This is a genomic window from Streptomyces xinghaiensis S187, assembly GCF_000220705.2.
Lineage (GTDB): Bacteria > Actinomycetota > Actinomycetes > Streptomycetales > Streptomycetaceae > Streptomyces > Streptomyces xinghaiensis.
The window spans coordinates 4,669,715-4,690,014 of the sequence record NZ_CP023202.1; the positions used below are offsets into that span (position 1 = coordinate 4,669,715).

Annotated in this window: 17 protein-coding genes and 1 pseudogene; 10 read left to right on the top strand and 8 right to left on the bottom strand. The window is 74.0% G+C overall.

The features are described 5' to 3' along the window. Window positions 1–32 precede the first annotated feature (32 nt). A complete protein-coding gene (locus SXIN_RS20020) occupies window positions 33–1,277 on the top strand; it encodes an acyltransferase domain-containing protein (protein WP_019706415.1) in 1,245 nt (414 codons plus the stop codon). Window positions 1,278–1,701: 424 nt separating this feature from the next. Further along, window positions 1,702–1,911 (top strand): annotated as a pseudogene (locus SXIN_RS32365) (4'-phosphopantetheinyl transferase superfamily protein); the annotation flags it as partial. A 228-nt stretch (window positions 1,912–2,139) separates the two neighbouring features. On the opposite strand, the gene SXIN_RS20030 reads toward SXIN_RS32365, so the two are convergent. From SXIN_RS20030 to SXIN_RS32370, 4 genes are all read right to left on the bottom strand, one after another. After that, window positions 2,140–2,754 carry a response regulator transcription factor gene (locus SXIN_RS20030; protein WP_095757311.1) on the bottom strand — a complete coding sequence of 205 codons (615 nt, stop codon included), beginning with the start codon at window positions 2,752–2,754 and terminating at the stop codon, window positions 2,140–2,142. Between the two features lie 54 nt (window positions 2,755–2,808). Further along, entirely contained in the window at window positions 2,809–4,059 is a 1,251-nt protein-coding gene (locus SXIN_RS20035; protein WP_019711498.1) for a sensor histidine kinase, read from the bottom strand. 92 nt (window positions 4,060–4,151) lie between these two features. Further along, complete coding sequence (locus tag SXIN_RS20040) at window positions 4,152–6,473, bottom strand: TOMM precursor leader peptide-binding protein (protein WP_238153811.1); 2,322 nt, start codon at window positions 6,471–6,473, stop codon at window positions 4,152–4,154. Further along, window positions 6,470–6,787: a hypothetical protein gene (locus SXIN_RS32370; protein ID WP_039824057.1), complete on the bottom strand. Its 318-nt coding sequence runs from the start codon at window positions 6,785–6,787 to the stop codon at window positions 6,470–6,472. The genes SXIN_RS20040 and SXIN_RS32370 overlap by 4 nt, the downstream gene beginning before the upstream one ends. Window positions 6,788–7,024: 237 nt before the next feature. Here SXIN_RS32370 and SXIN_RS20045 point away from each other — a divergent pair, with 237 nt between their 5' ends. From SXIN_RS20045 to SXIN_RS20080, 8 genes are all read left to right on the top strand, one after another. Then, complete coding sequence (locus tag SXIN_RS20045) at window positions 7,025–7,819, top strand: AfsR/SARP family transcriptional regulator (protein ID WP_019711495.1); 795 nt, start codon at window positions 7,025–7,027, stop codon at window positions 7,817–7,819. A 115-nt stretch (window positions 7,820–7,934) separates the two neighbouring features. Beyond that, window positions 7,935–9,593, top strand: a complete 1,659-nt coding sequence (locus SXIN_RS20050) for an acyl-CoA carboxylase subunit beta (protein ID WP_095757314.1) — start codon at window positions 7,935–7,937, stop codon at window positions 9,591–9,593. Window positions 9,594–9,908: 315 nt separating this feature from the next. Next, window positions 9,909–11,174, top strand: a complete 1,266-nt coding sequence (locus tag SXIN_RS20055; protein WP_019711493.1) for a beta-ketoacyl-[acyl-carrier-protein] synthase family protein — start codon at window positions 9,909–9,911, stop codon at window positions 11,172–11,174. After that, complete coding sequence (locus tag SXIN_RS20060; RefSeq protein WP_095757315.1) at window positions 11,171–12,388, top strand: ketosynthase chain-length factor; 1,218 nt, start codon at window positions 11,171–11,173, stop codon at window positions 12,386–12,388. The genes SXIN_RS20055 and SXIN_RS20060 overlap by 4 nt, the downstream gene beginning before the upstream one ends. Window positions 12,389–12,764: 376 nt before the next feature. Beyond that, entirely contained in the window at window positions 12,765–13,052 is a 288-nt protein-coding gene (locus SXIN_RS20065) for an acyl carrier protein (protein WP_019706723.1), read from the top strand. A 128-nt stretch (window positions 13,053–13,180) separates the two neighbouring features. Then, window positions 13,181–15,142 (top strand): acyltransferase domain-containing protein, encoded by a 1,962-nt coding sequence (locus SXIN_RS31750; RefSeq protein ID WP_202859802.1) that lies wholly within the window; start codon window positions 13,181–13,183, stop codon window positions 15,140–15,142. Continuing rightward, window positions 15,139–15,450: a DUF6059 family protein gene (locus tag SXIN_RS20075; protein ID WP_157916315.1), complete on the top strand. Its 312-nt coding sequence runs from the start codon at window positions 15,139–15,141 to the stop codon at window positions 15,448–15,450. Before SXIN_RS31750 ends, SXIN_RS20075 begins: the two co-directional genes overlap by 4 nt. Window positions 15,451–16,299: 849 nt before the next feature. Beyond that, on the top strand, window positions 16,300–17,520 hold the full coding sequence (locus tag SXIN_RS20080; RefSeq protein ID WP_039824038.1) for an RNA-guided endonuclease InsQ/TnpB family protein: 1,221 nt from the start codon (window positions 16,300–16,302) through the stop codon (window positions 17,518–17,520). Window positions 17,521–17,561: 41 nt separating this feature from the next. Here the strand turns inward: SXIN_RS20080 and SXIN_RS20085 are convergent, their stop codons facing one another. The 4 genes from SXIN_RS20085 to SXIN_RS20100 form a co-directional block, all read right to left on the bottom strand. Beyond that, complete coding sequence (locus SXIN_RS20085) at window positions 17,562–18,212, bottom strand: phosphotransferase (protein ID WP_157916316.1); 651 nt, start codon at window positions 18,210–18,212, stop codon at window positions 17,562–17,564. A gap of 32 nt (window positions 18,213–18,244) precedes the next feature. Continuing rightward, window positions 18,245–18,757: a hypothetical protein gene (locus tag SXIN_RS20090; protein WP_019711488.1), complete on the bottom strand. Its 513-nt coding sequence runs from the start codon at window positions 18,755–18,757 to the stop codon at window positions 18,245–18,247. Between the two features lie 30 nt (window positions 18,758–18,787). After that, a complete protein-coding gene (locus SXIN_RS20095) occupies window positions 18,788–19,291 on the bottom strand; it encodes a GNAT family N-acetyltransferase (RefSeq protein ID WP_039824026.1) in 504 nt (167 codons plus the stop codon). 162 nt (window positions 19,292–19,453) lie between these two features. Then, the gene (locus SXIN_RS20100; RefSeq protein ID WP_039824032.1) at window positions 19,454–20,269 is read right to left on the bottom strand and encodes a nucleotidyltransferase domain-containing protein; all 816 of its coding nucleotides are present in this window, start codon (window positions 20,267–20,269) and stop codon (window positions 19,454–19,456) included. Window positions 20,270–20,300 lie beyond the last annotated feature (31 nt).

The following is a 20,300-nucleotide window of genomic DNA, read 5'->3' on the forward strand; positions in this document are numbered from 1 at the left end:
GACCACCCGCAACCGATGAGAAGGAGGCGGCCATGTCCCTGCGGCCCCCCAGCGACGCGCGCGAACCGGACTTCCCGGCCTGGCTGGCGGGGCGTCTCGCCGGCTACCTCTGCCGCGACATCCCCGAGGACGCGGACTTCGCCGAGTACGGCCTCGACTCCGTGGCCGCCCTCGGACTCTACGGCGACATCGAGGAGGAGTTCGGTCCGCTGATCGAACCCACCGACATCTGGGCGTACCCGACGATCCGCCGGCTCGCCCGTCGGCTGGAGCTGCGCCTGCCGCGGCCGGGCGGCGGCGACTCCGTCCGCGCCGCCTTCGTCTTCACCGGCCAGGGCTCCCAGCACCCCGGCATGACCGCCGGGCTCTACCTCGACTCCGCGGGCTACCGCGGCCGGCTGGACGAGGCGGCCGAGGCGGTGCTCCCGTACACGGGCCGGTCGATGGTGGACCTGATCCTCAGCGGTGACGAACGCGTCCACCAGACGGCGTTCGCGCAGCCGGCGCTGTTCGCCGTCGGGTACGCGCTCGCCCGCACGCTCCAGGAGGCGGGGGTCGAGCCGGTGGCCGTCCTCGGCCACGGCATCGGCGAGTTCGCGGCGGCCGCCGTCGCCGGGGCGCTCACCCTGGCCGACGCGGCGAAGCTCGTCGCCGTGCGCGGCGCCTTCATGCAGTACCTGCCCTCCGGCGGCGGCATGCTGGCCACCTGCGCCACCCCCGGCGAACTGGCGGAACTGACCGCCGCCGAGCCGGACGTGGGCATCGGCGCGGTCAACGCCGCCCGGGCCACCGTCCTCTCCGGCGACCTCGGCGCGCTGGAGCGGCTCCGCGACCGGCTGGAGGCGGACGGCATCGCCTGCCGCCCGCTGCGGGTGACGCACGCCTTCCACTCCCCGCTGATGGAGCCGGTGCTGCCCCGGTTCGAGGCGGTCGCCCGGCGGCTGCCCGGCGGCCCGCCGCGGCTGCCGTACTACTCCACCGTCCACGGCCGGTTCACCGCCGAGCCGCTCTACGCCCCGTACTGGACGGAACAGATCACCGCGCCGGTCCGCTTCGCCGACGCGGCACGGGAACTGCTGGCGCAGCAGGTGCCCACGCACATCGTCGAGATCGGCCCGCGGGTGGTGCTCACCCCGTTCCTGCGCCGTCTGGGCGGCACGGACGGGCCGGTGTGCCTCCCCGCCTGCCCGGGCCCGCGGAGCGACGCGGTCGACCTGGCCGGGGTCTGCTCGGCCCTGGACGCCTGGCCGCTCGCCGGCTCGTCGGCGAGCGTCTGAGGTGGCGGCGGGATCCGCGGGACGGATACCCGCGCCGGTGGCGGTCCCCGGCCCGGACGGCCCCTGGCCCCGGGTGCGCGGGGCGCTCGCCGCGGCCGGCACCGTCCTGCTGTACGGGTACCAGGCGGACTGGCTGGACCCCGCGGGCGATCCCGGCCGGCTGCGCCCGCTGCTGGGCCGGGACTGGAGCCGCTACGCCTCCCTCACCCACCCGGTGACGCGGCGGCGGTTCGCAGCCTCGCGCCTGGTGCTGCGGCACGCCGTCGCGGCGGTCATCGACACCGCACCGGACCTGGTGGACCTGGCCTACCAGCCCGGCGGGCGCCCCTTCGTCCGCGGATGCGACCAGATCGACGTCAGCCTCAGCCACACCGAGGAGGTGATCGTGGTGGGCATCACCCGCCGCGGCCGGCTCGGCGTGGACGTGGAGCGCGCCGACCGGCGGCTGGCCGGGACCGGCTCCGAGCCGCGGACCTGCACCCCGCACGAGTACGCGGCGCTGCGCGCCACGGCGGGCCGGGAGCGCAACGACGCCCTGGTCCGGCTGTGGACGCTCAAGGAGGCGTACAGCAAGGCGGTCGGCCAGGGACTGCGGTTCCGGTTCACGGAGTTCGGCTTCGACCCGGCCGCGCCGGGGGAGGAGCGGGGCGCCCGCCTCGTACGGCCGGACGGGACGCCCGTGGACGGCGACGAGTGGGCCTTCGCCACCTTCCGGGTGGGCCGCTACGTGCTGAGCGCCGCCGTCTGCGACGCCGGGTTCGGCGGCGGCACGGACCTGTCCGTGCGGACCGCGCTCGACGAGGGGCTGCTGGACACCCTGCTGCTGGGCGGACCGGGCGGCCAAGGCGCTCCGGGCGGCCGGTCAGGGGATCCAGCCCGCCTCCTCGGCGATCCGGATGGCGTGCACCCGGTTGCGGGCGTTCAGCTTGGTGACGATCGCCGTGAGGTAGTTGCGGACCGTTCCCGTGGTCAGGTACAGGCAGCCGGCGATCTCCGCGGCGTCGGCGCCCCGCGCGGCGAGGCGGAGCACCTCGGTCTCCCGCGGGGAGAGCGGGTTCTCCGGGGAGTCCCAGGCGGAGAGGGCGAGTTGGGGGTCGATGACCCGCTGTCCCGCGGCGACGGTCCGTACCGCCTGGGCGAGCCGGTCGGGCGGCGCCTCCTTGAGGAGGAAGCCGGAGACCTGGGCGGTCATCGCCCGGCGGAGGACGCCGGGGCGGCCGAGGCTGGTGAGGATCAGGGTGCGGCAGTCCGGGAGCCGCGTCTGCAGTTCGGCGGCGGCCGTGAGGCCGTCGGTCCCGGGTAGGTCGACGTCGATGACGGCGACGTCGGGCCGTGCCGCCAGGGCGGCCGCCACGATGAGGTCACCGCGGTCGACGGAGGCGACCACCTCGAAGTCCGGCTCCAGTTCCAGCAGGGCGATCAGGGCTCCCCTGATCATGTGCACGTCTTCGGCCAGCAGGATCCTCACGGACAGCATTGGTTCCCCCAAACCAAGGTGTCGCCCTGTGCCGCTGCACGGAGCGGGTGCGCGTCATGCCGCGGTGACCGCCGCGGCCGGGGAGCCGGCGGCGCCGTCCCCGGGGATACCGGTGCCGAGCGGCCGGGCGGGAGCCTCGGCCAGTAACCGGAAGCGGCCGTCCTCCTGGACGCCGGCCTCCACCCGGCCGCCGATCGCGGAGAGCCGGGTCTGCAGATTGCCGAGACCGCTGCCGCTGTGGGGGGAACGGTGCCGTGTTCCGGTGACTCCGTCGTTGAGCAGGGTGAGCCGCACGAGGTCGCCGTCCGCCTCGGCGGTGATGGTGCAGTTCTCGACCTTGCTGTGCCGGAGCACGTTGGTCATTCCCTCCCGCAGGGTGGTGGCGAGCACGGTCTCGACCACCGGGTGCAGCCGGCCGGTGGAGATGGAGACCTCCGCGGCGACGTCCGCCGTGGCCAGGATCCTGGCGGCCGAGTCGGCCTCGTCGGCCAGGGACATGTCCCGGTAGCCGCTGGCCACCAGCCGTACGTCGGCCAGGGCCTGCCGGGACACCACCAGCACCGAGGCGATCTCCTCCCGCGCCCGGTCCGGGCGGCTGGTGATCAGCCGGTGTATCAGCTCGCTCTTGAGGGTGATCGCGGAGAGGCTGTAGCCGAGCAGGTCGTGCAGGTCGCGCGCGAAGCGCAGCCGTTCCTGGCTCACCGCCATCCTGGCCAGCTCCCCGCGTGAGGCGTGGACCTCGGTCACCAGGTCGGAGAGCCGGGCGGTGCCGTAGAGGATGACCCCGGCCATCATCGTCGAGGTGGTCAGATACACGACCATGACGATTCCGGAGCCCTCCAGCAGCGACAGCGCCAGCATTCCGGCGGCGATCAGGGCGAAGAGCGGCCAGGCCGCCCGCGGGGGCAGCAGCAGCAACAGGGAGCCGGCCAGAGGGCCGGCCATGCTGCCCCATTCGAGCCCGAACACGGCGAGGGGCAGATAGGTCAGGGCCGCCTGCGCGCCGAGGGTGAGAGACCGGCGGCGCAGGGGCCACCGCCGGGCGCGGGGCGAGACGTGGAACAGTTGCAGGCCGAAGACGGCGGCCACGCAGACCAGGCAGACGGCGAGCCGGCCTGCGGTGGCCCCGCTCCACAGGACGTTCAGCACGGCGATCCCGCAGTAGTACACCAGTACGCCGACCGTGATCGTCCTGGCCAGCCTCGGCGCGGGAAGAGCCGGGTCCGGGACCGGCCGGTCCCCGGGTGAATCGGGGGGCCGGCCGGAGGGCACGCCGTTCTCGGCACCAACCACGCGGTCGATCACCAGATTTCTCCTCGCCGGAAACCTCGGGTATGGACCGCATATTATGGCCAACGGTTTTCCCGGGCCCATGGTTGAGGAATGGTCATCCGGGTTCAGACGAAGAGCGGAATGGGATTCACGGCACCGTAGGGCGTGCGCCGGTCGAGACGGCCGAGGGCCACCGGTACGTCGAAGAGACGTCCGGGAGCCAGCCGGGCCCAGAAGTGCCGCATCCCCGGAGCCAGTACTTTGACGACCGGTAATCCCACGTCAGGCCGGGTCTGGTCGAGCACCAGCAATTCCATGCCGTGGGCACGCACCAGGGCGTCGGCCGCCTCGATGTCCTGCCGCAGGTCCGGGCGCGGCGTGTGGTCCCAACTGCCCGCGCTCCGGGGGGACTCGGCTGGATCCGGGACGAGATATGGCTGATTCCGTATGGTGGCCGAGGACCACCAGGAGACCAGCTCCCGGCCGGCCGCCGGGTACTCCCCGTCGTCCCCGGTACCGGCGACCGGGACCAGCAGCTGGCTCATCTCGGTGACCGCCCGGCGCAGCGCGAGCCGGGGGTCGAAGTGCGCCCCGAAGCCGAAGCTGATGTCCTCGGCCGTCTTGTCGGTCCGCCGGGAGACCGCCGCCATGACCGGAATACCGAAGTCCGCGGTCAGGTCCAGCACCCACAGCGCGCGGTGCATCCGGGCGTGAGCCGTCCGGGCGGCCGCCAGCCAGGGCTCGTCGAAGGCGTCGAGGTCCACCGCGGCGTGCCGGGTGCGGTTGTACCACCACAGGGCCACCGCGTCCCGCTCCACCAGTTCCAGGAAACCCTGGACGATGGCGTCCTCCAGACTGCTGCCGGCCGCGTTGCCGTTGGAGTCCGCGCGCGGTGCGCCCTCCTGGTCCGCACCGTGGCCGAAATACAGCATCGACGTCGGCAGCATCCGGCGCGTTCCCGACGAGAGCGACCAGACGGGTGTCCAGTCCACCGGGCGGTCCGCGTCGAACGGCGCGCACACCTGCTGGAACAGCGGGTGTGCGGCGTTCCAGCGCTCGCGGTCGCGGAACTGCTCCTCGGCGAAGAGCTGGCAGGCGTTGGGGTGCACGGCCTCCTCCCCGAGGCCGCGCAGGGTGTCCCGCACGGTGGCCTCGTCGCCCTGCCGGGTTGCGGAGAAACGTTCCACCGCCTCGCAGAGCGCGCCGAGTTCGGCCTCCGCCGCCGTCACCCCCTTGCCCCCGCTCAGACTGCGCAGCCCGCCCCGGACCTCGGCCAGCGACCGCGGGCCCAGGGCCAGATTGCGGCCGGACGTACAGCAGTTGAGACCGTCGGGCAGCCGGGGGTCGTGGCGGAGCCCGGTGACGATCCCGGTGACCGGGCTCACCAGATGCCCGTACCGCTCGCGCACCTGCTCCGGGGCGAGGGCACGGTCGTTGGCACCGCCGTACGCCGCCTTCGGCCGCGACACGACGGTGACCGGCCGGTTCCCCAGCGCCGTGACCAGCCCGGCGTCCCCGCACGCGGGGCACTGCGGCCGGCGCCGCACCCCGTGGTGGGTGGTGCGCAGGCTGAGCGTGTCCAGCGTGCACACCGCCCGCTGCGCCTCGTGCCGGGCCCCGGCCAGCCACTTCGCCGCCTCCAGCACGGCCGTGTGCAGGCCCAGCGACCGCCCGGCGGCGAGCGAGGCCGCCGGGGGCCGCACCGGCCCCTCCGTCCCCAGCGCCCGCTGCACCGGGATCTCCGACTGCCGGTGGGCGCGCAGCCGGTGGGCGAGACAGGACCAGCAGGGCCCGTCGCCCGGCCGGAAGACCGGCCCCACCCACGGCTCCGCCCCGCACGGCTTGGCCAGCAGCCAGGGCCGGCCCGCGGCCCGGTGCCGGGCGTCGACCGCCGCCAGCCCCGGCGCCAAGTAGTCGTCACAGAGCACCAGGGAGAACACGTCCTCCCCCGCGCCGGTACCGGGACCGTCCGGCTCCGGTCCGGCGGGCGGGCCCGCCACCGCCAGCCCGGACGCCCGGCAGGCCGCGAGGGCCTCCCCGGCGTCCACGCGCCCCACCGTGACCAGCCGTACGGTGGCCCGGGCCAGGGCCTCGGCGGCCCGGCCGGCGTCGAGACCGGCCAGATCCCAGTAGGCGGCGGCGGAGTCCGGCTCCGCGGACGCCGGCTCCGCGGGGTGGTAGCCGACGACACCGGCCCGGGCCAGCTCACCGACCACCCGCCCGGCCTCCGCGACCGGGACCGCGGAACCGGCGTCCCGCAGCAGCCCGGCGAGCGTCCGGGTGCCGTCCAGCAGTGGTGCCAGCGCCTCCACATGCGTCCCGTGCAGGGCCGAGACACCGCGGACGGACAGCAGGTACACCGCCTCGCCCGGCACCACCTCGACCCGGAAGTGGCGCTTGAAACCAACGAAGGGTCGTCCCCCGGCGGCCTCTTCGGAAGTCCTCACACGCCCACCGCCCCCGGGCCGGCGGCCGGCAGCGGGGTGGGCTCGGGCCCGGGCACCACGGTGCAGCCGAGCGTGGGTGCGACCAGAGCGAGTCCGTCCGCCCGGTCGAGTTCCTCGACGACGACCGACTGCCCGGTGTAGAGCGGCTCGGCGGCCGACAGGCCGAACTCCTCCAGCAGGGCCGCGGGGTCGTCGGCGCAGCGCCGGGCCAGCTCCGGCTCCAGCCCGGTGCGGGCGGCGAGTTCGGCGAAGCGGAGATCGTCCTGCAGGGTGTAGACGGCGTCGGCCGCGGTCTGGGGTGCGATGGTGGCCATGACCATTCCTCCGTTGGATCGACGAGCCTGGGTTCGACGGATCGTGGAGAAATTGTGTGGTGGGAAGCCCTTTCACCGGCAGTGCCGAACTCATCCCCTCGCCATGAGATTTTCATGATTGCGCTCATGAGCCGCTCACTGTCGGCTCAAGGGGCGGAGTGCGAGTCTCGACCGCATGCTCCGAGAAGACCCGCCGGCGGACGGCCGGTGCGGACGGCTCGAAAGGGGAGGAGCACTGTGGACATCAAGGTATTGGGCCCGCTGACGGCGCAGGAGCGCGGGATCTCGGTGGTGCCGACCGCCGCCAAGCCCCGCCAGATCCTCGCACTGCTGGCACTCCAGGCCGACCACGTCGTGACCGTACCGACGCTCATGCAGGAGATCTGGGGAGAGGACGTCCCGCGCAGCGCCGCGACCACGCTGCAGACGTACATCCTCCAGCTCCGCCGCAAGATCGCGACCGCGCTCGGCGGCGACCCGGCGCGGGACGCCAAGGACGTCCTGGTCACCCAGCACGGCGGCTACCTGCTCCAGGTGCAGCCGGGGCAGGTGGACGTCCAGGAGTTCGAGCAGCTCGCCGCCTCCGGCCGCGCCGCCCACGAGGCCGGCGACCACCGCGCGGCCTCCCGGCTGCTGCGCGCCGCGCTCGACCTCTGGCAGGGCCCGGCCCTGGTGGACGTGCGCGTCGGCAGCGCCCTCGAACTGGAGGTGCTGCGCATGGACGAGGACCGCATGGCCGCCCTGGAGCGCCGCATCGACGCCGATCTGCGCCTGGGACGGCACACCGAACTCGTCCCGGAATTACGGGTCCTGGCCGCCCGCCACCCCATGCACGAGAACTTCTGCGCCCAGCTCATGCTGGCCATGCACCGGGCCGGCGGCGCCTGGCGGGCCCTGGAGGCCTACCAGCGGCTGCGCGGCACCCTCGTCGACGAGCTCGGCATGGAACCCTCGCCGAAGCTCCAGCAGCTCCACCACGCCGTGCTCTCCGGGGACCCGCGCCTCGACCTGACGGTGCCCGCCGCGGGCTGAACCGTCCCGCGCCGGCCCGCCCCGCGGGGAACCGATGCGCAGCGCGCCGCCGCCCGCCCGCCGACCGCCGCGCCCCCTCCAGCCGGACTCCAGGTGTGCTTCCTACGTTCGGCCGATGACGACCCTCGACGACCACCTCACCCCACCCCCACCACCCTCCGCACCCCGCGCCCCCGGCCGCCCCGTGCCGCCCGCGGCACCCGCGGCACCCGCGCCTCCCGCGCCCGACCTGCGCCGGGCCGCCGCCGAACTGCGGCGCCTCAAGGAGGAAGTGGGCCGCGGCCCCGACCCCGCCGCCACCCGGCGGCAGCACGCCAGGGGCAAACTGACCGCCCACGAGCGGCTGGACGTCCTCTTCGACGAGGGCACCTTCACCGAGATCGAACCCCTGCGCCGGCACCGTGCGAGCGGCTTCGGCCTGGAGGACCGCAGACCGCACGGCGACGGCGTCGTGGCCGGCTGGGGCCTGGTGCACGGGCGCACCGTCTTCGCCTACGCCCACGACTTCCGGGTCTTCGCCGGCGCGCTCGGCGAGGCCCACGCCGAGAAGGTCCACAAGGTGATGGACCTGGCGCTGTCCGCCGGGGCCCCGCTGGTCGGCCTCAACGACGGCGCGGGCGCCCGGATCCAGGAGGGCGTCACCGCCCTCGCGGGCTACGGCGGGATCTTCCGCCGCAACGCCGCCGCCTCCGGTGTCATCCCGCAGATCAGCGTGATCCTCGGGCCGTGCGCGGGAGGCGCGGCCTACTCGCCGGCGCTGACCGACTTCGTGTTCATGGTGCGGGAGACCGCCCAGATGTTCCTCACCGGACCCGACGTGGTCCACGCGGTGACCGGCGAACGCGTCACCCACGACGAGCTGGGCGGCGCGGACGTGCACGCCCGCGTCTCCGGCGTCGCCGGCTTCGCCTACGACGACGAGACCGAGTGCCTGGAGGACGTGCGCTTCCTGCTGTCCATGCTGCCGTCGAACAACCGCGAACTGCCGCCCGCCGCCCACGGCGACGACACCCCCGACCGGCACACCGGCGCCCTCGCGGAGCTGGTGCCCGCCGACCCCGCGCAGGGCTACGACGTGCGCGAGGTCGTCGCGGAGATCGCCGACGACGGCGAGTTCCTGGAGGTGCACGAGGCCTGGGCGCCCAACGTGGTCTGCGGGCTGGCCCGCCTGGACGGGCAGGTGGTCGGCATCGTCGCCAGCCAGCCCGCCGCGCTGGCCGGCGTCCTGGACATCCACGCCTCCGAGAAGGCCGCCCGCCACGTCTCCGTGTGCGACGCCTTCAACATCCCGCTGCTCACCCTCGTCGACGTCCCCGGCTTCCTGCCCGGCGTGGACCAGGAGCACGACGGCGTCATCCGGCACGGCGCCAAACTGCTGTACGCCTACTGCAACGCGACCGTGCCCCGCATCTCGCTGGTGCTGCGGAAGGCGTACGGCGGCGCGTACATCGTCATGGACTCCCGCTCCATCGGCGCCGACCTGTCCTTCGCCTGGCCGGTCAACGAGATCGCCGTGATGGGCGCCGAGGGCGCGGCGGGCGTCGTCTTCCGGCGCGAGATCGCCGCCTCCGACGACCCGGAGGCCACCCGCGCCCGGCTGGTGAAGGAGTACCGGGCCGAGCTGATGCACCCCTACTACGCGGCCGAGCGGGGGCTCGTCGACGACGTCATCGAACCCGGCGAGACGCGGCGGGTGCTGATCCGCTCGCTGGCGATGCTGCGCGGCAAGCACGCCGAACTCCCGGCCCGCAAGCACGGGAACGTCCCGCTGTGAACGGGATCCGGCACCGGTGTTCCATTCCGGCGCGAGCCGCCGTCGAGGACCCGCCCGAACCATGACGGCACCGGTAGCGGCGGCACGTCACAAGCGGGCGGCCGCCCGGACCGGCGCCGGGGCGGAACCGGCAGGACCCCGGACCGCCCCGGCCGCCGAAGCCGCCTCCACAGGGGCGCACCGCTTCCACAGGGCCCCGGACGCCTCCGGGAGCGCCGATGCGTCACCGACGAAGGGATCGACAGTGGCCCGCACAGTTCAGTCCGCCGGACGTCCGCAGGGACATCCGGCCCGGCCGGAGACGAGGTAACGGCGATGCGCAGAGTCGTCATCACCGGGCTGGGCGCCGTGGCCCCCGGCGGGGTGGGCGTCAAGGAGTACTGGGAGCTGCTCACCGCGGGCCGCTCCGCCACCCGCACCATCTCCTTCTACGACGCCTCCCCGTTCCGCTCCCGGGTCGCCGCCGAGTGCGACTTCGACCCGGCCGCCGCCGGGCTCACCCCGCAGGAGATCCGCCGCCTCGACCGGGCCGCCCAGTTCGCCGTGGTCTCCACCCGGGAGGCGGTCGCCGACAGCGGCCTCGACCCCGGCGCGCTGGACCCCGGCCGGACCGGCACCTCGCTCGGCAGCGCCGTCGGCTGCACCACCAGTCTGGAGCGGGAGTACGTCGTCGTCAGCGACGGCGGCCGGCACTGGAACGTCGACCACACCTACGCGGTGCCCGAGCTGTACCGGCACTTCGTGCCCAGCTCCATGGCCGCCGAGGTGGGCCGCGCCGCCGGGGCCGAGGGCCCCGCCGCCGTGGTCTCCACCGGCTGCACCTCGGGCCTGGACTCCATCGGCCACGCCGTGGAACTGATCCGCGAGGGCACCGCCGACGTCATGATCACCGGCGCGACGGAGGCCCCCATCTCGCCGATCACCTCGGCCTGCTTCGACGCCATCCACGCCACCACCCCGCGCAACGACACCCCCGAGAGCGCCTGCCGCCCGTTCGACCGCACCCGCAGCGGGCTCGTCCTCGGCGAGGGCGCCGCCGTGCTCGTCCTGGAGGAGCTGGAGAGCGCCCGGCGGCGCGGCGCCCACATCTACGCGGAGATCGCCGGCTTCGCCGCCCGCTGCAACGCGTACCACATGACCGGCCTCAAACCCGACGGCCGGGAGATGTCCGAGGCCATCGACGCCGCCCTGGCCGAGGCGCGGATCGACGGCGGCGAGATCGGCTACATCAACGCCCACGGCTCCGGCACCAAGATGAACGACCGCCACGAGACCGGCGCGTTCAAGCGCAGCCTCGGCCACCACGCCTACGAGACCCCGATCAGCTCCATCAAGTCCATGATCGGGCACTCCCTCGGCGCCATCGGCTCCCTGGAGATCGCCGCCTGCGCCCTGGCCATGGAGCACGGCGTGCTGCCGCCCACGGCCAACCTGCACGAACCCGACCCCGAACTCGACCTCGACTACATCCCGCTGACCGCCCGTGAGCAGCGCGCCGACGTGGTCCTCAGCGTCGGCAGCGGCTTCGGCGGCTTCCAGAGCGCCATGGTGCTCGCCCGCCCGGAGAGGAGCGCCGCATGACCGCCACCACGGTGGTGACCGGACTCGGGATCGCCGCCCCCAACGGGCTCGGCACCGACGACTTCTGGAAGGCCACACTCGCCGGCGAGAGCGGCCTGGCGGAGCTCACCCGCTTCGACGCCTCGCAGTACCCGTCGGGCGTCGCGGGAGAGGTCCCCGGCTACACGGCCGAGGAGCACATCCCCAGCCGGCTGCTGCCGCAGACCGACCACATGACGCGGCTCGCGCTCACGGCCGCCGAGTGGGCCGTCGAGGACGCGGGCGTCCGGCCGGACGAACTGCCGGAGTACGGCATGGGCGTGGTCACCGCGGCCTCCGGCGGCGCCGTCGAGTTCGGCCAGCGCGAACTGCAGAACCTGTGGAGCCAGGGCAAGGAATACGTCAGCGCGTACCAGTCCTTCGCCTGGTTCTACGCCGTCAACACCGGCCAGATCTCCATCCGGCACAAGATGCGCGGTCCCAGCGGCGTCCTCCTCACCGAGCAGGCGGGCGGGATCGACGCCCTCGGCCAGGCCCGCCGCCACATCCGCAAGGGCGTGCCGCTCGTCGTCTCCGGCGGTGTCGACGCCGCCCTGTGCCCCTGGGGCTGGGTCCCGCAGATCGCCTCCGGGCTGATGAGCACCGAACGCGACCCGGCCCGCGCCTATCTGCCCTTCGCCGCCGCGGCCCGCGGCTACGTCCCCGGCGAGGGCGGCGCCATCCTCGTCACGGAGGACGCGGAGTCCGCCCGCGGCCGCGGCGCCCCGCGGATCTACGGCGAGATCGCCGGCTACGCGGCCACCCTGGACCCGGGCGAGGACCCCGGCTCCTGCCGGCTGGCCCGCGCGGCGCGCAACGCCCTCGCCGACGCCCGCGTCGCGCCCGGCGAGGTGGACGCGGTCTTCGCCGACGCCTCCGGGGTCCCGGCCCTGGACCGGGCCGAGGCACGCGCCCTGGAGGACGTCTTCGGCCCGTACGGCGTGCCCGTCACCGCGCCCAAGAGCATGACCGGGCGGCTGCTCGCCGGGGGCGCCGCCCTTGACGCCGCCACCGCGCTGCTGTCCCTGCGCGACGGCGTCATCCCGCCCACCGCCAACGTCACCGAGGCGGACCCGGAGCACCGCCTCGACCTCGTCACCGGGGACCCGAGGGAAGCGGACCTGCGCACGGTGCTGGTCCTCGCCCGCGGCCACGGCGGCTTCAACGCGGCCCTCGTCCTGCGCCGGCCCGCCTGACGGGCGGCCGGACGGGGCGGACCCGTGGCCGGACCCGCGACCGGGCCGGCGGCGGGCTACGGCCGAACACCCCGGCGAACGCCAACCGACGTGCCGCCCGAGCGAGTTCACCGGCATCCGGTACCCGGCCACCGGGCCAACCGAACAACCAGTCCACCCGATCACCCGTCCACCTGCCACCCGAACCACCTGCTACCCGGACCACCGGTCCACCGGGCCAGCCCGGTCCACCGGTTCACCAGGCCACAGCCCACCCGGACGCCCGGGCAGGCCGTCACCGCCCGCCGGGCTACCCGGGCCCGGCGGCCACCGCACCGACCGCCGATCCGCGCGGACCGACGCGCGTTCAGCTCACCGATCACAGAGAGGACCCACCATGGCGCCGACCACGGCCACGACCACCACCACGACCGAGGTGACCCTCGCCGACCTCACCCGGATGCTCCGCGAGAGCGCCGGTGAGGAGGAGGGCGTCGACCTCGACGGCGACGTCCTGGACACCACCTTCATCGAGCTCGGCTACGACTCGCTCGCGCTGCTCCAGGTCATCGGCCAGATCCAGCGCGAGTACGGACGGGAGATACCGGACGACGCGGTCGTCGACGCGGAGACCCCGCGCGCACTGCTCGAACTGGTCAACGCGGGCCGGGCCACCGCCTCCTGACCCCGTCTCCCCCCAGCGCCGGCGCGGGAACCCCCGCCCGCGCCGGCCCCCGGCCGCCCCGCCGTCACCCGGCGGGGCGGCCACCCCCCGGCACCCGCCGGACAGCGCGCCGAGAAGGAGGGCATCCGATGCCGCCGCTCACCACCCACACCGCCGTGGTCCGCAGGCTCGTGGTCAGTCCCGGAGCCGCGCCCGCCGCGCCCGCCGCGCCCGCCACGTCCGCCGGAGACTCCGCCCCCGGCCCGCCCCTCGCGGCGACGGCCGCCGCCGTCTCCGCGGTGCTGCGCGCCTTCGGCCGGCCACCGGAGTCCCTTCCGGCCCGCACCGTCGTCCACATCGGCGCCGACGACGCCGCCGTCCCCGCGTCCTCCGCCGACCGCCCGGGGCCCGAGCACGAGGGTTTCCCGGTCCGCGCCTCGGTCTCACCGGGCCGTGCCCTGCGCCGCGCCCGCGACGAACTCCGCTCCGGGGAGACCGATTTCGCGCTCGTCGCGGGCTTCGGCGAGCCCGGGCCCGGCGCCATCACCGTGTACGCGCTGCGGCGCGCCGCCGAGGCCGTGGCCGACGGCGACCCCGTCCTCGGCGTCCTCGACCCCGCCGCGCCCGGCGACGACCCCGACGAGCCGCCCGTGCTGCGGCCCCTTAAACACGGCGGCCCGCTCGCCGACCCGGACGCGCCCCGGCTGCTGCTCTGGTCGGGCCGCGACGAGGCCGACGAGGCCGCCGTCCGCGCCGCGCTGCACCCGCTGCTCGACGGACTCCCGCCCGAGGCGTTCCCCGCCCTGCCGGCCGCGGTGCCCTGCGAACGGGCCCCCGGCCCGGTGCGCGCCTCGGCCGTCACCACCGCCGGGGGAGCCCCCGCCGCCGTCGACGGGGCGAAGGCCGTCACCGCGCACCACCCCCGCCCGGTCGCCCTCCTCTTCCCCGGCCAGGGCTCCCAGCACCTCGGGATGGCGGCCGGGCTCTACGGACGCGAACCGGTGTTCACCGCCGCCGTCGACGCGGTCCTCGCCCTCTTCGGCGAGGACGGCCCGGCGGTCCGCGCCGACTGGCTGGCCGGTGCCTCCGGAAGGGCACCGGCCGTCGGCATCGACGACGTGCGCCGCGCGCAGCCGCTGCTCTTCGCCGTCGACTACGCCCTCGGCCGCATGGTCATCGGCTGGGGCGTGCGCCCCGCGGCCCTGCTGGGCCACAGCGCGGGCGAGCTGGTCGCCGCCACCCTCGCCGGAGTCGTCTCGCTGCCCGACGCGGTCACCATGATGCGCGAGCGGGTGCGGCACGCCGTGCGGATCCCCCCGGGCGGCATGCTCGCGGTCGCGGCCTCCGAGGAGACCCTCCGCCCCTACCTGCGCGGGGACGTGGCCGTCGCAGCCGTCAACGCCCGGGCGCAGACGATGCTGGCGGGCCCGGACGAGCCGCTGGCCGAAGTCGCCGCCGCCCTGCGCGCCGACGGCCACACCGTGGTGGCCGTGCCCGCCACCAGCCCCTTCCACTGCCCGGCGATGGCCCCGGCCTCCGACGCCGTCGAGGAGGCGTACCGCGACATCCGTCTCAACGAGCCCCGGCTTCCCCTGTACTCCGGCTACACGGGCGAGCTGATGACCCCGGAGGAGGCCCGCAGCCCGCGCTTCTGGGCCCGGCAGCTCACCGACACCGTCTGGTTCCGGCCCGCCCTGGACCAGTTGCTCGCCGTGGACGACATGCTGCTCGTCGAGGCCGGGCCCCGGCAGACGCTGACCGCCTTCGCCCGCCGCCACCGGGCCGTACGGCTCGGGGCCTCGGCGGCCCTGCCACTGCTCCCGGCCCGGCCGGGACCGCCCGGGGCCGACCGCTCCGCCGTCCTGGCCGCCGCCGCGCGGATCTGGCAGGAGGGCCACGCCCTCGACCCGGAGGCCCTGTCCCGCCTGTGGACCTGGCAGGCGGCCCCGGACGCTCCGGACGCACTGGCCTCCCTGGACGGGCCGGACGCCTCGGACATCGCGGACGCCCGGGACGCCAACGGCACCCTGGACGCCCGGCCCGGAGCCCGGCCGCAGCCCGCCCCGGCTGCGGGGATCTCCGTGCCCACCGCTCCCGCACCCGGAACATGAGAACCGGGCGGGGGAGGGCCGTACGGAGGATCGGCCGCGCCCTGCGCCGGGCGGCGGCCGCGGTGACCGACGCGGTGATCGGCGCCGGCTGCCTGTGGATGCCGCCGCTGCCCCTGGTCCCGCCGCCGGAGGCGGACCGGCGCCGTCCGGCGACGGAGACGAGGCAGCCGGTCGCCGGACCGCTGCGGGCAGGACCGCCGGCCGCCCACCCGGAACGCCTCCGCCCGGACCTCCCCCTGACGGCCACCGAACGCGCCCTGGCCCGCCAACTGGCGCCCGGCGAAGGCCCGTCGGACGACGCCCCGTAGCCCGTACCGGCCGCATTCCAGCCGTTGGCCCTCCGGTTCCCCGACCGGACCGGGTAGCCGTACCGGGCGGCCGGAGGCGTGCCGGGAGGCGGGGTGACGACCGCGAACGCGCAGCAGGAGCCACCCGGCGCGCACAGCGGAGAACGTACGACGCCAGGGCCGCGAAGGAACCGGGAAGCGGTGCCGGAGGGCCGGGGGAGTCGGCGGAAGAAGGTGCCGAGACACGGGTTCGCCCGGCCCGTCGCCCCCAGCGGCGCCGGACCGGGCTCCTCACCCTGCTGAGCGGGTGCCCCCGTTCAGCCGATGTAGACATACCGGATTCGGTGCTTTCTCTCCCGGGCCACCGGGACAGGCGGTCGTCCGGAGCTGCCCGTGCCGACGGCCCTCCACGGGCGCCTCAACGGCCCTCGACCGTCCGGACGACTGGCACTCTCACAAGATGTTCCACCGGAGGCCGGTGTCCCCCGCGATCAGGCCCTCGATACGACGGATGACCTCGGGACGGCTTGCGGGCGCGTGCGCGATCTTCCGGGCGTTCGTGGTGATCATGCGCAGTTCGCGCAGGTCGCGGAGTGTCGGATACCCGTCCCATTCGGTGACGTCGTAGCCGTACGACGTGGCGAAGTCGCGGTAGTGCTCAACCCCGTAGCCGAAGCGTCTGCAGTGGATCTCGATGGTGACGAGGTCCCATCAGACCTTCTTTCGAGGGGACCACCGGCTTCAGCCGGTGGGGGAATCGAATCCTCGGGCCGGAGCCGCGCAGCGGCGGAGCACGCTGCGTTGTCAGTAGGGGCCGGTAGCGTGAGCACACCGGCATTGGTCAGGGGACACGGGGGAGGTGGGGTGGGTGTGAGGCGGGCGTACAAGTTTCTCCTGCGTCCCACGGTCCGGCAGGAGCGGGCGCTGGCGGAGATGGTGCGGGATCACTGCTCCTTGTACAACGGTGCGTTGCAGGAGCGTCGTGATGCCTACCGGCACAGCTCGCGGACCTCGGTGCGGTACGGGGAGCAGTCGGCGCAGCTGAAGGAGATCCGGGCGTTCGATCCGGAGCGTCAGGGCCGGTGGTCCTTCTCCTCCCAGCAGGCGACCCTGCGTCGTCTGGACCGGGCCTTCCAGGCGTTCTTCCGGCGGGTGAGGGCCGGTGGCGCCCCGGGGTATCCGCGGTTCAAGGGGGTCGGGCACTTCGACACCGTGACGTTCCCCCGGGACGGGGACGGCTGCCGGTGGGATTCCACCCCTCACGACGCGCAGACGCGGGTGCGGCTGCAGGGTGTGGGGCATGTCCGGGTCCACCGGCACCGGAGTGTGCGGGGCCGGGTGAAGACGGTGAGCGTGAAGCGGGAGGGCCGTCGCTGGTATGTGATCCTCGCCTGTGACGAGGTGCCCGCCGAGCCGCTGCCCCCGACCGGCAGCAGGGTGGGCATCGACCTGGGCACGGTCCACTTCCTCACCGACTCCAGCGGCCGCCACGTCGAGAACCCGAAGTTCCTTGAGGCTTCGGCCGGGGAGCTGGCCGCAGCGCAGCGGCACCTGGCGACGTTCCCGAGGCGCACGCGGCGTCGTACGAAGAAGCATCGTGCCGCGGCCCGCAAGGTCGCGAAGCTGCACGCGAAGATCCGGCGGCGGCGTCTGGATCATCACCACAAGGCCGCACTCGATCTCGTGCGCGAGCATGATGTGATCGGGCACGAGCGGTTGAGCACCGCGGGCATGACGAAGGTGCCCGCGCCCCGGCCCGATCCCGAACACGAGGGTGCGTTCCTGGCGAACGGCGCGGCGGCGAAGGCCGGGCTGAACCGGAGCATTCTGGATGCAGGGTGGGGGCAGTTCCTGCGGATCCTGGCGGACAAGGCTGAAAGCGCCGGTCGCCGCGTGATCCCGGTGGACGCCCGCAACACGTCCCGCACATGCCCACCGGAGATCGGCGGATGCGGGCACGTGGCTAAGGAGAACCGCGTCACCCAGGCGAAGTTCGCGTGCGTCAACTGCGGCCTGGTGGCACACGCCGACCACGTCGGCGCGCTCAACGTCAAACACAGGGCCGGGCTGGTCCTCTGCGCCGGTGCCTAGCCACCGACACAGGAAGCCCGCGCGTTTACGCGTGGGTGGAGTCACTCCCGGTGTCCCCAGGCGACCGTGTCCCAGTCGCAGAGAACTGAGCCCTTGCCGTGGTGCAGGGCATTGCGGTGCTGCGGGTCGCCTTGGATGGCGGTCTTGGGGTACGGGAACCGCACCCCGGGCAGCTCTTCCGCCAGTCTGTCCACTCGTGCGGACAGCGCGTCGATGAGCGGGGCGGGCAGGCTCGTGATCCGCGCGATCGAAGACTTGATGGCGGTGACATTGTCCCGTTCGAGAAGCTCGACCGGCGGGGTGCCGAGGTTGTGCAGTGCGTGCAGCGGAGCCGCGAGCTGTCCCGCCCGGACGGGGTGCGGCGGCTGGGGCAGGTAGGTCCAGAAGGTGACAGCGTGACCGTCCACGACCATGGGTTGCTCGGCCGCGATCGGGTGAAGCGGGGCCGTGGGGAAGTCCTGTTCCATCAGCCATCGCACGAAGCGCACTGTCCGGAGGGCGTCGGTCCCTGGGCTGCCACGTCGGGCGATCTTCACCACGACCGGTTCTCCGGCGAGGAGAACCACCGCGTTGGTGTGTCCGCGCAGCACACGGTCGTGGACGGCGTCGAGGCCGGCGACGGCGCACGCGCGCCGCAGGACCCCCTCCATATGCGTCGGTTGGAAACCACCGATGGCGTTGACCGATGTCATGAAGTCAGGCTGAGGGACGACCAGCGGTTCTGTCACAGGTGGCTGCCGGGGAGTTGGAGTAGTTCTCCCAGTTCCCGCGCCGCCGCGATCCGCCGGCTGGTACCCGGAAGCCGGTCGATCACGTGCCTTGCGCGTGCACCGAGAATGGCGGTGCGGTGCTCCACCGGTACCTGGAGGTACGCCGCAGTGGCGAGCTGGCACGCTTCGGTGGCGCTCCGGTCGTGCGCGAGGCAGATCGCGGCTTCCAGGCGCAGCAGTGCCGGGTCGATGCCGGTGCGGGCCGGGTAGAGGGACAGCGCCTCTTCCTGGACTTTCCGGGCTTCCGACACCTGCCCCAACGCGGTGAACGTGCCGCTGAGGTAGAGCAGGAACCGGCGCAGCGGAAAGGCGAAGGCGTCGTCGTCGCTCCGTGGAGCGAGCTGGTCGAAGACGCCATGGGCGTCCTTGACCCGGGCGGCGGCCTCGCTGCGGTTCCCCTGGAGCGCGAGGGCCCGCGCCTCCGCAGCGACCGCGAAGGCGGTGTGGGACCCCCACTGCCCGAGCACAGGGCGGAGCCACGGGGACGCGGCCCCGTGTCACGGCAACGAGCGGGTGAGCCATGCCACTTCACCGCTGTCCTCCGTGGAGACGCGGTCCCGCTCGAACCCGAGCTTCTCCAGGACGCGGAGCGATGGGGTGTTCCAGGTGCCGACAGTCGACCAGAGCCGTTTCCGGCCGGTCGCGGTGGCGGCGTCGAGTACCGCGCGGGCCGCCTCGGTGGCGTAGCCCCGCCCGTGCACGCTCTGGAACAACTCATAGGCGATCTCGGGCTCCTCCATGGTGGCGCGGCCGATGACGAGCCCGCAGTAGCCGATGAAGTCGCCCTGGTCGCGGCGCTGGACGGGGAGCAGGGCGATGCCCGTTGCCGCCGTTCCGGTGAGGAGCTTCGCGATGGCCGTCCGGATGTGCCCGACCGTGGGCGTCCCGTCACCGCGTTCGGAGAGGAGGGCGCAGAACTCTGCGGCGTCCGACTCGGCCCACGGCCGCAGTATCAGCCGCTCGGTCTCAAGGTGGAACGGCATCGTCTCGTATGCAGGCATGGGGCCTACGGTGCCCCACGGGTCGTGACGAAGCACAGGTTGCGTGCGTGTGATGGCCGGCGGGACGGTGAGCCGGCCGGCCCGGTCCAGCCGGACGGTCCCCTTCCCGGGGGCCGCCGGACCGTGGCGTCCGACTGATCGACCACGTGACCGTGGTTTCCCTCAGGACGTGAGCCGGTCGCACACCTCGGCAGCCAGCCCATCAGCGGCATCGAGAACCGTGGACAGAACGTCCGGGTCCGTGCCGGGCACAGCGAACAGCTGGTGCGCTCGCGCCGCGAAGTCCGCCGGTGCGGCCGGGAGTTGTCCTGCGGCCTGGACAGCTCCCTTTTCGTTCAGCACCCAGCGACCCGCGTGAGCGTGCAGGCCTTGCACGAGAAGCCCCACCGCCCGGAAGAGACATCCGGCGACATGGAAGGCGTCTCCGCGAGCCGCTCCCTTGCGGGCGCCGGCCAAGGTGAAAGGAGCCTCCCACCGCGCGTTGGCGATCAGCGCCTCGCGCAGCGGCTCCGGATAGCGCCGGGTCTCGTGCTGCAGGGCCCGCAGTTCACCACCGAGATCAGCGATGACGCGCCCCACGGCGACCTCGCCGACGTACGCATGGGAGTACACCCCGAGCGGGTGACCGGCCTGAATGCCCACCTCGAAGCGCCCCGCGCGGCACTCTTCCCAGATCCGGTGAACGCGGTCCAGGTCGCGGTAGATCCAGTCGATATGGCAACCGTCAACGGTCAGCCAGGCTCCACCGTCGACCCAGGGCCCCCAGCCGCCCGGTTCCGTCACGTCGACCGGCTCTCCAGTCAGCTCGGCCGCGAGGAGACGCAAGGCAGCGGTGTCCAGCGGCGGCCGATAGTACAGACCGAGATCGAAATCGGAGTCAGGCCGGTGCGTTCCCCTCGCTCGGCTGCCACCCAGACACACCCCGACCACTCCGCCGATGTCGGTCAACCGATCCGCGATCTCCGTCAAGCGCTCCACGGCCCGGAGTCTGCGGAACCGGATCACTCAC